This window comes from Mesorhizobium sp. WSM1343 (assembly GCF_055901535.1).
Genome location: NZ_CM148370.1, coordinates 3,790,701 through 3,804,030 on the forward strand (window position 1 = coordinate 3,790,701; position 13,330 = coordinate 3,804,030).

The following is a 13,330-nucleotide window of genomic DNA, read 5'->3' on the forward strand; positions in this document are numbered from 1 at the left end:
CATGCCGGAACTTGAACAGGCCCCCAAACTTGATCGGGCATTGGCCGAAGTCGCCGCCGAAATGGCCGAGCGCACCGATCGCGGCGACGTCGCTTCCTACATTCCGCAGCTGGGCAAGGTCGATCCGAAGAAGTTCGGCATCGCGGCGGTCACCAATGACGGCCGCGTGCTGATGGCCGGCGATGCCGACCAGGCATTTTCCATCCAGAGCATCTCGAAAGTGTTCACGCTGACACTGGCGCTCGGCAATGTCGGTGACGCGCTTTGGCAGCGGGTAGGCCGCGAACCGTCAGGCAATCCATTCAACTCGATCGTGCAGCTCGAGCATGAGAACGGCATTCCGCGCAACCCGTTCATCAATGCCGGCGCCATTGTCATTTCCGACATCCTGCTTGCCGGCCACCAGCCGCGCGAGGCGATCGGCGAAATCCTGCGCTTCATCCAGTTCCTCGCCGACGACGAAACGATCATCATCGATCGTGAGGTCGCGGCGTCCGAACGGGCCACCGGCTATCGCAACTTCGCGCTTGCCAACTACATGAAATCCTTCGGCAATCTCCACCACGCGCCGGAGCTGGCGCTGGGCGTCTACTTCCACCATTGCGCCATCGCAATGAGTTGCCGGCAACTGGCGCTCGCCGGCCGCTTCCTCGCCAATGGCGGCAAGAACCCGGCGACCGGGCATTCCGTGGTGTCGGCCGAACGGGCACGCCGCATCGGCGCGATGATGCTGACCTGCGGTCACTATGATGGCTCCGGCGATTTCGCCTTCCGCGTCGGCATCCCCGGCAAGAGCGGCGTCGGCGGCGGCATATTGGGCATCGTGCCGGGCGTGGCGTCGCTTGCCGTCTGGTCGCCCGGCCTCAATGCCAACGGCAACTCCAAGCTGGGGTCGATCGCGCTGGAAAAGCTGGCCAGGATGATGAACTGGTCGATCTTCGCGCCGTGATGCATGTCGCCCAAAAGTGCGCAGCGGTTTTGGGACAACGACATGCATAAAAATCAAAGAAGCGTTTTAGCCTTTCGCGATCCGGAATAGCGCCAGATAAGAAAATCCCGCACCGTCTTCGAGACGGCGCGGGATTTTTGTCAACAAACTAGCTCAGGTGGCTGAAAGGCTTAGAAAAAGCCCTTCCGCTGCCACCATCCGCCGCGTTTCGGCTTGTCGTCGGTCTTGTCCTCGGCCTTGGCCGCGGGTTCTTCCGCTACGGTCGAAGACACCACCGGCTCGACCGGCGCATTCACCGCCGCCGGCTTGCGCCGCGACGGGCGGGCCTTCGGTGCCTTCTCGACAGCCGCTGCTTCGTCGGACGCCGTGGCCGGCGTCTCGACCGGTGCTTCCGCCTCGGCAGCCGGCTCTTCGGCGACGATTTCGGCTGCGGCCTTCTTCGGCTTGGCGGCACGGCGTGGCTTCTTCGGCTTCTCCGTGCTCGGCGCGTCGTCATTGGCCGGAGCAAGCACCACCGGCTCTTCGGCCGCTGCGGTAACCACCGGCTCGCTAGCGATCACCTCGGTTGCCGAGACTTCGCCTTCGGACGCGTCGGCTGCTTCGCCAGCACTTGCCTCAGCCTCGCCTTCACCGTCTTCGCGGCGGTTGCGCTTGCCGCCGCGCTTGCCGCGCCGGCGCTTCTTGCCCTGGCCTTCGTCCGAAGCTTCAGCTGTGGCAGGAGTTTCGGAAACACCAACAGGGGCATTGTCGTCCGCTTCCGCGTCGCCATCTCCGGCGGCCGAGTCCGAGTCCGAAAACTCGCCGGCCGGAGCCGAGACGGAAGCACCGTCCGCAGGGGCGCCATGTTCGCGATCGCGATCCTTGCCGCCACGCCGACGCCGACGCTTGCGGCGCTTGCGGTCGCGGCCTTCGCCTTCCTCACCACCGGCAGCGGGCCGCGGCTGCTGTTGCTGCGGCTGCTGGCGTGGCTGTTCTGCCTGGATCGGCGCCTCGTCGTCTTCCTCGATGACGGCAATCTCATCCTCGGGCTCGTCCGGCTCGACATAGGCCGGGAAGCTGCGCGCCTCGACAAAGCCTTCCGGCTTTTCAGCCAACGCGCCGCGGAAGATCGCATAGTGCTGCGAACCCACCGAATCGTCGGCCTCGACGGTGATCGTCAGCCCGAAGCGGCTTTCGAGTTCCACCAGCGTGCCGCGCTTGTGGTTGAGCACGTAGAGTGCTGTCGCCGCCGGCGTCCGCACCGTGATGTGGCTGCGCGAATCCTTGAGCAGGAATTCCTCGATCGCCCGCACCACCATCAGCGCGACCGACGAATCGGAGCGCACATGGCCGGTGCCGCCGCAATGCGGGCAAGGCTTCATGGTCGATTCCAGCACGCTGGCGCGGATGCGCTGGCGTGACATCTCCATGAGGCCGAAATGCGAGATACGGCCGACCTGGATGCGCGCACGATCGTTCTTGAGGTGATCCTTCAGCCGCTTCTCGACGGAGCGGTTGTTGCGGTTCTCCTCCATGTCGATGAAGTCGATGACGATCAGGCCGGCAAGATCGCGCAGCCTTAGCTGACGCGCGACTTCCTCGGCCGCTTCCAGATTGGTGTGGAGCGCGGTGTCCTCGATCGAGTGCTCCTTGGTGGAGCGGCCCGAATTCACGTCGATGGCAACCAGCGCTTCGGTCTGGTTGATGATGATGTAGCCGCCGCTCTTCAGCGTCACTTGCGGCTGCAGCATGCGGTCGAGCTGTGCCTCGATGCCGTTGCGCACGAAGATCGGCGTCGTGTCGCGGAACGGCTGAACCACCTTGGCGTGGCTCGGCATCAGCATGCGCATGAAGTCCTTGGCCTCGCGGTAGCCTTCCTCGCCGGAGACAAGAATCTCGTCGATATCCTTGTTGTAGAGGTCGCGGACCGAGCGCTTGATCAGGCTGCCTTCCTCGTAGACCAGGGCAGGGGCCGTGGACTGCAAGGTGAGATTGCGGACATTTTCCCAAAGCCGCATCAGATATTCGTAGTCGCGCTTGATCTCTGCCTTGGTGCGGCTCTCGCCGGCGGTGCGCAGGATGACGCCCATGCCCTGCGGCACTTCGAGATCGGCGACGACCTCCTTGAGCCGCTTGCGGTCGACCGCGCTGGTGATCTTGCGCGAAATGCCGCCGCCACGCGCCGTGTTCGGCATCAGCACCGAATAGCGGCCGGCCAGCGACAGATAGGTGGTCAGCGCCGCGCCCTTGTTGCCGCGCTCTTCCTTGACGACCTGCACCAGGAGGATCTGCCGGCGCTTGATCACTTCCTGGATCTTGTACTGGCGGCGCACCGGCTTGCGGCGGTTGCGCACTTCTTCCAGCGCATCCTCGGCGCCGACCGATTCGACTTCGTGATCGTCCGGATGCGAGGACTGCACTTCTTCCAGCATGCCGCGATCATTGTCGCCGGAGGTCGCTTCGCTGCCTTGTTCGGCCAGCGGGACGGCTTCGGAAATCACATCGGCCTCGACCGAGGCGGCGATCGACGTCGGGCCGCCTTCGCGGATTTCGCCTTCGTCCTGCTCGGCCGAATCCTCACCATGCTCGGACGCATCGGCATGTTCGGACGAATCAGCCGCATGTTCGATGATCTCGGACGTGTGCGAGATGTCCTCGACACCAGCGTCGGCACCTTCTTCTGCCTCGTCGGCAGCGTCGCTCGCCTCGCCGGAATCGGCTGCATCGCGCTTGTGCTCGCCCCGGTCGCGGGGCTTGCCGCCGCGCCTGCGGCCGCGCCGTCCGCGATCGCGGCTCTGGCGATCATCGCCGTCGCCGTCCTCGTTCTCCTCGTCCTCAGCCTCCTGCGCTTCCGCGCGCAGCAGTGCCTGACGATCGGCGACCGGAATCTGGTAGTAATCGGGGTGGATTTCACTGAAGGCGAGAAAACCGTGACGGTTGCCGCCATATTCGACAAAGGCTGCCTGAAGGGAGGGCTCTACGCGCGTTACGCGGGCTAGGTAGATGTTTCCTTTGAGCTGCTTCTTGTCCTGGGATTCAAAGTCGAATTCTTCAATACGGTTACCGCGTATGACGACAACGCGTGTTTCCTCCGGGTGGGAGGCGTCTATCAGCATTTTGTTGGGCATTATTTCGTTTCCCCCCGGCAGCCGTCAGCCGCAGCTTGCGAGGCAAAGCCTGCTGCTGCGTGTCTGGAATGTGGGTGCCGGATATTTGAACGTCCGTCGGCCGCCGCTTGAGCGCCATGGCGGTGCCGCCCGCAGCCATAATGGCGCGGTTTGATGCGGACCTTTCCATGATTGCGCTTGAAGCCATCGTCACCAACAGAACCTTTTGAACCAAAGCCCGGACGAACCGGACCAGCTTGTTTGCTCATACAGAGCCGGCACGGGAACAAACCCGGCCGTTTTCCTCACGCAGGCGATTCCCCCGCCACGGGAGCACGCCTGCGAAATTCGTCGCGATCACCTGAACCCTTTTCGCCTGAAGCGAAAGGAGCCGCCTTTACGTCTGACCCTGTAGCAAGAAGCTGCGGAGGAGGGCGGTTCCAGGATTGCAGTGATCCACCATCGCTTTTATGATTTGGCGGGGTGGAAGGCAACCCCGATTTCCGATGCCGGCAAAAAGCCGTTCCGTAGCGTAAAGCCAGGCTTGCGGCCCTGCATGAAAAGGCTTGGTTAACCTTCTCTGGATACCAATCGTTAATCGAGTTCGCGGCCTAACCGGCATTTCGACGAAACGACCGGGCGCCGGGCGCCAAACCGGGAGCGACTGCAAGAGAGATGGGATTGGCGGACTTCACAGACAAGGGATGTCCTGTCGGCGGCCGGATCCTGGCCGCTTTCTGCCTCTTGCTGCTGCTGGCGGCCTCATCCGTCTTGTCTGCAAATGCCAGTGCCGCCGACGCTCCGCTCGTGGCAAAAGGCTACAAGATGGCCGGCGATGCCACCAAGATGCGCATCGTCATGGATTTCGACCGCGAACCCGATATCAAATGGTTCCTGCTGCGTGGTCCCAACCGTCTTGTCATCGATCTCGCGAATACGAGATTCGCCGTGGATGCCAAGGATTTGAAGGCGCGGGGCCTGGTCAAGGGCGTGCGCCTGGGCGAACTCGGCGAGGGCGTTTCGCGTCTGATCCTCACCGGCAAGGGACCCTTTGCCGTCGACAAGCTCGACGTGCTCAAGAACGAGGACGGAACCGGCTACCGCATTGCCATCGATATGTCAGCGGCATCCGAACGCGAGTTCGATGCCGCACTTGCCAATCAGGCGCTGACCACCGGATCGACCGTTTCGACCGACAAGGGAGGGCGGGTCGGCACCGGGCCGGTCTCCAATCCGGGCCATCGGTTCACCGTCGTCATCGACCCCGGCCATGGCGGCATCGACGGCGGTGCCGAGGGCCTGAACGGCACCATCGAAAAAAACGTCACGCTGGCCTTCGCCACGGAGCTGCGCGACAAACTCGCGGCGGTCGGCAATTATGATGTGTTCATGACGCGCGACACAGACGAATTCCTGCGTCTGGACGACCGCGTGCGCATTGCCCGTCAGCATGAGGCCGACCTGCTTATTTCGATCCATGCCGACACGATCAGCGTCAAGGGCATTCGCGGCGCCACCGTCTATACCGTCTCCGACAAGGCTTCGGACCCCGAGGCGCAGGCGCTTGCCGACCGTGAGAACCTCTCCGACCAGTTCGCCGGCATGGAAATCAAGAACGACAACAAGGAAGTCACCGACATCCTGATCGACCTGATCCGCCGCGAAACACACAACTTCTCGATGAGTTTCGCCCACACGCTGGTTGGCCAGTTGTCGACCAGCGTCGGTCTTATCAACAATCCGCAGCGCTCCGCGGGTTTCAAGGTGCTCAAGGCACCCGATGTGCCGTCGGTGCTGGTCGAACTCGGTTATCTCTCGAACGCCAAGGACGAGGCGCAGTTGCTCAACGCCGACTGGCGCGGCAAGGCGGCCCAGAGCATAACCAATGCCGTCGCGCTGTTCGCGTCGGCCAAGGCCGGATCGGGAACCGGAGGTTGACATGACCGGCGACGCCTGCAACCAGAGGCGGCGTTGCGCGACGACAACACCCAGTGCTTTTATTTCCGGCCAGCAGCCGTGAAATCAGGCATTGCCGTATTTTGTCCACATGGCGGCGACAAGGGTTTTCGATTACGGATTGGGACCGGCTCGAAAGCTTGCGTGAAAGGCGGCTTCGTTTAGGAAATTCCCGAACCAAGGACTGGAGCGGGTATGATTCGTCTCATTGGCTATTTTTTCGGCATCGGCACGACGCTGGCCCTTCTGGTCGCGGCGGGCGTTGCGATCTACATCGGCCATTTGTCGAAGGATCTGCCCGACTACGAGGTGCTGGCCAAATACGAGCCGCCGGTGACCACCCGCATCCATGCGTCCGACGGCGCGCTGATGGCCGAATATGCGCGCGAACGGCGCCTGTATCTGCCGATCCAGGCCATTCCGGACCGCGTCAAGGCGGCCTTCCTGTCGGCGGAAGACAAGAATTTCTACAATCACCCGGGCATCGATGTGACCGGCCTCGGCCGCGCCATCATCGTCAACCTGCAGAATTTCGGCTCGGGCCGGCGCCAGGTCGGCGCCTCGACGATCACCCAGCAGGTGGCGAAGAATTTCCTGTTGTCCTCGGACCAGACCTACGAGCGCAAGATCAAGGAGATGATCCTCGCCTTCCGCATCGAGCAGGCCTATCCCAAGGATCGCATTCTCGAGCTCTACCTCAACGAAATCTTCTTCGGCTTCGGCGCCTATGGCGTCGCCGGTGCGGCGCTGACCTATTTCGACAAGTCGGTCAACGAACTGTCCGTGGCCGAGGCCGCCTACCTGGCCTCCCTGCCCAAGGGGCCGAACAACTATCACCCTTTCAAGCATGCCGATCGCGCGATCGAGCGCCGCAACTGGGTCATCGATCAGATGGTCGAGAACGGCTATGTCACGCGTGAGGAAGGCAACAAGGCCAAGGCCGAGCCGCTGGGCGTGACGCCGCGGCGCAGCGGCACCTATCTGTTCGCCGGCGAGTACTTCACCGAAGAGGTGCGCCGCCAGATCATCGCCCGCTACGGCGAGAATGCGCTCTACGAAGGCGGCCTCTCCGTCCGCACCACGCTCGATCCGAAGATCCAGCTCATTGCCCGCAAATCGATGCAGAACGGGTTGATGAAATACGACACGCTGCGCGGCTATCGCGGGCCGGTGACATCGATCGATGTCTCGGGCGACTGGGGCGTGCCGCTTGGCGCCGTCAAGGGACTGGAGGATGTTCCCGAATGGTCGCTCGCCGTCGTGCTCGACAGTTCGGCGACCGGCCTGTCGATCGGCCTGCAGCCCGCACGGCAGGCGTCGGGCGAGATCGTCAAGGAGCGCGTCGAAGGCACCATCAGCAAGGAGGACATGGGTTTTGCCATGCGCCATGTGGTCGCCGGCAAGACCGTCAAGGCCAGGTCGCCGGCGGAGGTGCTGAAGCCGGGCGACGTCATCTTCGTGCAGAAAAACGATGGTGCCGAGGGCACCTACAGCCTGCGCCAGGTGCCCGAAGTGGAAGGCGGCCTGATCGCCATGGACCCGCACACCGGCCGCGTGCTGGCCATGGTCGGCGGCTTCTCCTATGCGCAGTCCGAATTCAACCGCGCCACGCAAGCCATGCGCCAGCCGGGCTCCTCGTTCAAGCCGATCGTCTATTCGGCAGCGCTCGACAATGGCTATACGCCGGCCTCGGTCATCATGGACGGGCCGATCACGATCCAGAGCGGCAACACGAGCTGGACGCCGAAGAACTATGACGGCACCGTCGCCGGTCCGGCGACCCTGCGCTCCGGCATCGAGAAGTCGCGCAACCTGATGACGGTGCGGCTTGCCAATGACATGGGTATGAAGCTGGTGGTCGAATATGCCGAGCGCTTCGGTGTCTACGACCATCTGGCACCCTATCTGCCAATGGCGCTGGGTTCCGGCGAAACCACCGTGATGCGCATGGTGTCGGCCTATTCGATCATGGCCAATGGCGGCAAGTCGATCAAACCGTCGCTCATCGACCGCATCCAGGACCGCTACGGCAAGACGGTGTTCAAGCAGGACGAACGTGGCTGCCAGGGTTGCAATGCGCAGGAATGGCAGAACCAGCCGGAGCCGGAGCTGGTCGACAATTCCGAGCAGGTGCTCGACCCGATGACCGCCTACCAGATCACCTCGATGATGGAAGGCGTCGTGCAGCGCGGCACCGGCGCCACCATCGGCGAACTCGGCCGTCACATCGCCGGCAAGACCGGAACCACCAACGACGAAAAGGACGCCTGGTTCATCGGTTACACGCCCAACCTCGTCGTCGGCCTCTACATGGGCTATGACACGCCGCGCGGCCTCGGCCATGGCGCCACCGGTGGCGGCCTCGCAGCCCCGATCTTCAAGGACTTCATGCGAGTGGCGCTGGACGGCACGCCCAATGTCGACTTCAAGGTGCCGGAAGGCATGAACCTGGTCGCCATCAATCGCAAGACCGGCATGCGTGCCGCATCGGGCGATCCCGGCACCATCATCGAAGCCTTCAAGCCGGGCACCGGTCCCGCCGACAGCTATTGGGTGATCGGCATGGGCGCCGACGGCTCAAATGCCACCGGTGGCGCGCTGTCGCCGCAGGCCAATCAGGCTATCCAGTCCGGCGGCGGCGGCCTCTACTGACGATTTTCAGGGGCGGATGGGCTGGCCTTGGGCCGGCCCATTTTGCTTTACAGCCGGCGGCGGCGTGCCTATGTATCGCGCCGACCGATTTCAGCAAACAGGACAGAACAGCCAGCCATGCGCGCGGAAACGCAGAATATTGTCGACGAGATCAGGCAGGCGATAACCCTGCTGAGGAGGCATCTTTGACTGGGATCAAGCCATAAAGCGGCTTGAATACCTCAATGTGCGCGCCGAGGACGCCAGCCTCTGGAACGAGCCGCTGGAAGCGCAGAAGCTGATGCGCGAACGCCAGAGCCTCGAAGAAGGCATCGCCTCGGTGAAAGGTCTGACGCAGGCGCTGGAAGACAATATCGGCCTGATCGAACTCGGCGAGGAAGAGCGCGATGAGGGCGTGATCGCCGAGGCGGAAGCCGCGATCCGCTCGATGCAAGGCGAAGCGAAGGCCCGCCAGGTCGAGACGCTGCTGTCGGGTGAAGCAGACTCCAACGACACCTATCTCGAAATTCATGCCGGTGCCGGCGGCACAGAAAGCCAGGACTGGGCCTCGATGCTGCTGCGCATGTACACGCGCTGGGCCGAGCGGCGCCGTTTCAAAGTCGAAGTGCTGGAAATGCATGACGGCGAAGAGGCCGGCATCAAGTCCGCCACGTTGATGATCAAAGGCCACAACGCCTATGGCTGGATGAAGACGGAATCGGGCGTTCATCGCCTGGTGCGTATTTCGCCCTATGACAGCAATGCGCGCCGGCATACGTCCTTCGCCAGCGTCTGGGTCTATCCGGTCATCGACGACACGATCGAGATCGACGTCTCCGAATCCGACGTCCGCATCGATACTTATCGCTCGTCCGGCTCGGGCGGCCAGCACGTCAACACCACCGATTCGGCGGTGCGCATCACGCATCTGGCCACTGGCATCGCGGTCGCCTGCCAGGCCGAACGTTCGCAGCACAAGAACAAGGCCAAGGCCTGGGAGATGCTGCGCTCGCGCCTTTACGAGGAAGAGCTGAAGAAGCGCGAGGCGGTTGCAAACGCCACCGAAGCATCGAAGAGCGATATCGGCTGGGGCCACCAGATCCGCTCCTATGTGCTGCAGCCCTATCAGTTGGTGAAGGATCTCCGCACCGGCGTCGAGAGCACCAGCCCGTCGAGCGTGCTCGATGGCGACCTCGACGATTTCATGGAAGCCTCGTTGTCGCAGCGCATCGAAGGCGGTGCCGGCGAAGCCGTGGCGGACCTGGACTAGGATATGCCCATATTCAGGTGAGGCCGGCCTGGCCTCATCTGAACATACCCCTGCGCACCACAGCAATGGAGGAGAGAGTGCCGAGCAAGCTCACCGGAAAATGCTTTTGCGGCGCGGTTCACTACGAGGTGGCCGACGAATTCCTCTATGCCGCGAATTGCCATTGTTCGGACTGCCGGCGCACCACCGGTTCGGCATTCAAGCCTTTCGCCGGTATCGAGCGTGAAAAGTTTGTCCTCACCGAAGGCGAGGACAAACTCCTGATCTTCGGCGACCAAAGCGGCCACAACGCGCATTGCTGCCGGTGCGGCTCCTTGCTTTATTCGCTCGTGCGCGACGGCGCCTACGTCCATGTCGCCATGGGAACGCTCGTCGACGACCCATCCATTCGTCCAACCGAGCACATCTTCGTCGGTTCGAAGGCGGGCTGGTTCACCATCACCGATGACCTGCCGCAGTATCAAGAGCACGTGATTGCCGGCTCCGACCAGCAATAGGCTGGAACCACAGCGGGCCAATCCCGTTTATTCGACGCCCGTTTGCCGGGAATTGACCTTGGCCTCATCTCGTCGGCGGTAGCGGATGCCTGACGTCTGTAGAACGATGTCGGGAATGCATGTTCTTGCGCCGACCAAGGAATCAGCCCAGCATCCAAGGGCTGGGAGAGAAAAAGCATTTATGGCCGGACGCGGCATATCTGCGACCCGACGATCCGGCCACTGGGAAGATACGTTCCGGGAACGGGCAAGCGAAACGCTTGATGCTCGTTTGAAAGGAACGTTTCCATGTCTGCTGCCACACTCAGATCGGCCAATGCCGTTCAACCGGCTGGCCGACTTTTGTTTTCCCTGTTCGCGATCGGCGCGATGGCAATGCTGACGGCACCTGCCTTCGCGCATGACGCCACGCCCACGGCGGCAAAGCCACAAGGCTGGAGTTATCCGTTCGCATGCTGCGCCAACTATGATTGTCGCACGACCCATACGGGCGAAGTGCTGGAGAAACCCGAGGGCTATGTCATCGCCGGAACGGGTGAGGTCGTTCCAATGACCGACAAGCGTGTCAAGGACAGCCCGGACGGCGAGTTCCATTGGTGCGCGCACCAGGGGGGCCTCGACGCCGGCAGGACAATCTGCCTGTTCGTGCCGCCGCGCTCTTATTGACGATAGGAACGCATTCCGACGTCCGCCTGATCGCGTGTGACGGGACGGGCTTGCTGAGACGCGCCTGTCGCGGTAGCGCCGGGTGATGCTTGCTGACAGACAGTTGTCAGGAGCACCTCTTTATGCTGCCTTTGCCGCACAGGGTGGCGGCGACAGGAGGAGTTCGTTGATGACCATCAAGGCAAGCTGTCATTGCAAGGCGACGACGTTCGAGGTTTCGCAAGCACCGCAGACGGTGACGCAATGCACCTGTTCTTTCTGCTCGAAACGCGGCTCGCTCTGGGCCTATTACGTGCCTTCGCAATTCAAGCTCACCAGCCCGATGGAGAACGTCTCTTTCTATCGTTGGGGGTCGAAGACCGTAAAGCACGGTTTTTGCGCCACCTGCGGCTGCGGCACCTTTACCGAAACGCCGGACTGGTCGACAGGCGAGCCGGATTTCGACAATCCCAAGATCAGCGTCAACTCGCGGCTGTTCGATGATTTCGATCTCGACAAGGTCGAAGTGGTTGTCATAGACGGCAAGAACCTCTGGTAGCTTATCCAAACCATTCCGGCACGGCGATGCGGCGCCACCACCGGGTATTGGTCTCTCGGGAAAAGCCGTGAACGGCGCTTTTGCCGTTCCGCTTTTCGCCGCAATTCATGGTACAAGTCGCGGGAAGGGCTGATTTGGCGCCACCGCAAGGCGTGACTTGGAGAGGGACCATCCTATGAAAAAGACTGTGCTCGTCGTCGTGGCGACGGCTGTGCTCGTGAGCGCCTGCACCACCACCGATCCGTATACAGGCGACCAGAAGATTTCCAACACGGCGGCCGGCGCCGGCCTTGGCGCCCTGGCGGGTGCCAGCCTTGGCCTGCTTGCCGGTGGCAACGACCGCCGCAACGCACTGATCGGCGCCGGCATCGGCGCGCTGGCCGGCGGCGCCATCGGCGCCACGATGGACCAGAACGAGGCCGAACTGCGCCGGCAGCTCGAGGGCACCGGTGTCAGCGTCACCCGCAGCGGCGACCAGATCATCCTCAACATGCCGTCCGACATCACCTTCAACTCGGATCAGGATGCGGTGAAGCCCGGCTTCTATCAGGTCCTGAACTCCGTCGCGCTGGTGCTGAAGAAGTTCAAGCAGACCACGGTCGACGTGTTCGGCCACACCGATTCGACCGGTGGCGACCAGCACAATTTCGATTTGTCGCAGCGTCGTGCTTTGGCGGTGGCGAACTATCTGTCCGGTCAGGGCGTGGATCAGCGGCGCTTCGCCGTCACAGGCTTCGGCAAGACACGTCCGGTCGCATCCAATGCCACAGCCGAAGGTCGGGCGCAGAACCGCCGCGTCGAGATCCAGCTGTCGCCGCTCACCTGATCCGTCCGGCAAGCGAATGCGAAACGGCCCTCATGCGGGGCCGTTTTTGTTTGAGCTGACATCGGCGCTCTGGATGGGTACGGTATAGATTTAGTTACTGCTAAAATATAGCTTTCCGGCGGCCATGGAAAGGAATAGCATCATGGCAGTCCAGCGGGGATGAGGCGGTGTAACCGGCCGCGCAATCAGCATTTTTCCGCCTCGGTCTTGCACGGCCAGATCAGAAATCTGGGAGGAATGCATGACAAGAACAGCCAGCCTTGGGCGCTGTGGCGTCCTCGTTTTAACAGGTTTGGTAGGCGCGTGGCTGAACGTTGCTTCGGCTCGGGCCGAGGACGCCAACAAGGCCGACATCGAAGCCTTGAAAAAGTCGCTCGCCAAATATGAGGATTACACCGCTGCCGTCCGCGACCTCTATCTGTCGACGGTCGGCTGCGTCTACTACAGCGGAGAAAAGATAGCGGGCGCGATGGATTACCCGAAGGGCGCCATGGGTATTCACTTCGTCAATGTCCCGAGTGTCGGCCAGAAGCTCGACCCGATGCACCCCAACGTGCTGATCTATGAACCGACCAAGAAGGGTTTGCGGCTGGTGGGCGCGGAATGGCTGGTGCCTCTGACGCCGGACATAAAGGAGCCTCCGAAGCTGTTTGGCCAAACCTTCATGGGGCCGATGGAGGGGCACTACCCTCTCATCCCGAAGGAGTTCGTCCACTATGACCTTCATGCCTGGCTCGGAGACAATCCGAACGGCATGTTCAGTCCGACGAACCCGAACGTGAAATGCTCGAAGGCCGAGTTTCCGATGCTGGAAAAACCGACCAAGATGATGCCTGGGCCGATGTAACGGGCGAACCAGGCTGGAGCTCTACCGAGAAGGCAAGCCGGATGGCTGGCTTGCCTTCGAAGCG

10 protein-coding genes are annotated in these 13,330 nt (G+C 62.2%); 9 read left to right on the forward strand and 1 reads right to left on the reverse strand.

Features of this window, described 5'->3' with window-relative positions; all coding sequences use genetic code 11:
- Nucleotide 1 precedes the first annotated feature (1 nt).
- Nucleotides 2-949: a glutaminase gene (locus AC0NIL_RS18425; protein ID WP_013531363.1), complete on the forward strand. Its 948-nt coding sequence runs from the start codon at nt 2-4 to the stop codon at nt 947-949.
- A 170-nt stretch (nt 950-1,119) separates the two neighbouring features.
- Here AC0NIL_RS18425 and AC0NIL_RS18430 read toward each other — a convergent pair whose 3' ends face one another.
- Nucleotides 1,120-4,056, reverse strand: coding sequence for an Rne/Rng family ribonuclease (locus AC0NIL_RS18430; protein WP_024503887.1), 2,937 nt, complete (start codon nt 4,054-4,056; stop codon nt 1,120-1,122).
- A gap of 654 nt (nt 4,057-4,710) precedes the next feature.
- On the opposite strand from AC0NIL_RS18430, the gene AC0NIL_RS18435 reads away from it, so the two are divergent.
- From AC0NIL_RS18435 to AC0NIL_RS18470, 8 genes are all read left to right on the forward strand, one after another.
- The gene (locus AC0NIL_RS18435) at nt 4,711-5,973 is read left to right on the forward strand and encodes an N-acetylmuramoyl-L-alanine amidase (RefSeq protein ID WP_275952943.1); all 1,263 of its coding nucleotides are present in this window, start codon (nt 4,711-4,713) and stop codon (nt 5,971-5,973) included.
- 213 nt (nt 5,974-6,186) lie between these two features.
- On the forward strand, nt 6,187-8,643 hold the full coding sequence (locus AC0NIL_RS18440) for a penicillin-binding protein 1A (protein WP_224675720.1): 2,457 nt from the start codon (nt 6,187-6,189) through the stop codon (nt 8,641-8,643).
- A 117-nt stretch (nt 8,644-8,760) separates the two neighbouring features.
- Nucleotides 8,761-9,892, forward strand: a protein-coding gene (gene prfB / locus AC0NIL_RS18445) for a peptide chain release factor 2 (protein WP_013531367.1) whose coding sequence is annotated in 2 segments (ribosomal slippage) — nt 8,761-8,826 and nt 8,828-9,892 — 1,131 coding nt in all. Because the reading frame shifts where the segments join, the coding sequence is not laid out codon by codon here.
- Between the two features lie 65 nt (nt 9,893-9,957).
- Nucleotides 9,958-10,389, forward strand: coding sequence for a GFA family protein (locus AC0NIL_RS18450; protein ID WP_063172296.1), 432 nt, complete (start codon nt 9,958-9,960; stop codon nt 10,387-10,389).
- 288 nt (nt 10,390-10,677) lie between these two features.
- On the forward strand, nt 10,678-11,055 hold the full coding sequence (locus tag AC0NIL_RS18455; protein WP_013531369.1) for a hypothetical protein: 378 nt from the start codon (nt 10,678-10,680) through the stop codon (nt 11,053-11,055).
- A gap of 169 nt (nt 11,056-11,224) precedes the next feature.
- A complete protein-coding gene (locus tag AC0NIL_RS18460) occupies nt 11,225-11,593 on the forward strand; it encodes a GFA family protein (RefSeq protein ID WP_024503891.1) in 369 nt (122 codons plus the stop codon).
- 175 nt (nt 11,594-11,768) lie between these two features.
- Nucleotides 11,769-12,419, forward strand: a complete 651-nt coding sequence (locus AC0NIL_RS18465) for a YiaD family glycine zipper/OmpA-like lipoprotein (protein WP_013531371.1) — start codon at nt 11,769-11,771, stop codon at nt 12,417-12,419.
- 241 nt (nt 12,420-12,660) lie between these two features.
- Nucleotides 12,661-13,266 carry a hypothetical protein gene (locus AC0NIL_RS18470; protein WP_013531372.1) on the forward strand — a complete coding sequence of 202 codons (606 nt, stop codon included), beginning with the start codon at nt 12,661-12,663 and terminating at the stop codon, nt 13,264-13,266.
- The last annotated feature ends 64 nt before the right edge of the window (nt 13,267-13,330 follow it).

Coding starts and splice junctions, on each gene's coding strand:
- AC0NIL_RS18470 (WP_013531372.1), top strand. CDS start 12,661: ATGACAAGAACAGCCAGCCTTGGGCGCTGTGGCGTCCTCGTTTTAACA.
- AC0NIL_RS18430 (WP_024503887.1), bottom strand. CDS start 4,056: ATGCCCAACAAAATGCTGATAGACGCCTCCCACCCGGAGGAAACACGC.
- AC0NIL_RS18450 (WP_063172296.1), top strand. CDS start 9,958: ATGGAGGAGAGAGTGCCGAGCAAGCTCACCGGAAAATGCTTTTGCGGC.
- AC0NIL_RS18435 (WP_275952943.1), top strand. CDS start 4,711: ATGGGATTGGCGGACTTCACAGACAAGGGATGTCCTGTCGGCGGCCGG.
- AC0NIL_RS18455 (WP_013531369.1), top strand. CDS start 10,678: ATGTCTGCTGCCACACTCAGATCGGCCAATGCCGTTCAACCGGCTGGC.
- AC0NIL_RS18465 (WP_013531371.1), top strand. CDS start 11,769: ATGAAAAAGACTGTGCTCGTCGTCGTGGCGACGGCTGTGCTCGTGAGC.
- AC0NIL_RS18425 (WP_013531363.1), top strand. CDS start 2: ATGCCGGAACTTGAACAGGCCCCCAAACTTGATCGGGCATTGGCCGAA.
- AC0NIL_RS18440 (WP_224675720.1), top strand. CDS start 6,187: ATGATTCGTCTCATTGGCTATTTTTTCGGCATCGGCACGACGCTGGCC.
- AC0NIL_RS18460 (WP_024503891.1), top strand. CDS start 11,225: ATGACCATCAAGGCAAGCTGTCATTGCAAGGCGACGACGTTCGAGGTT.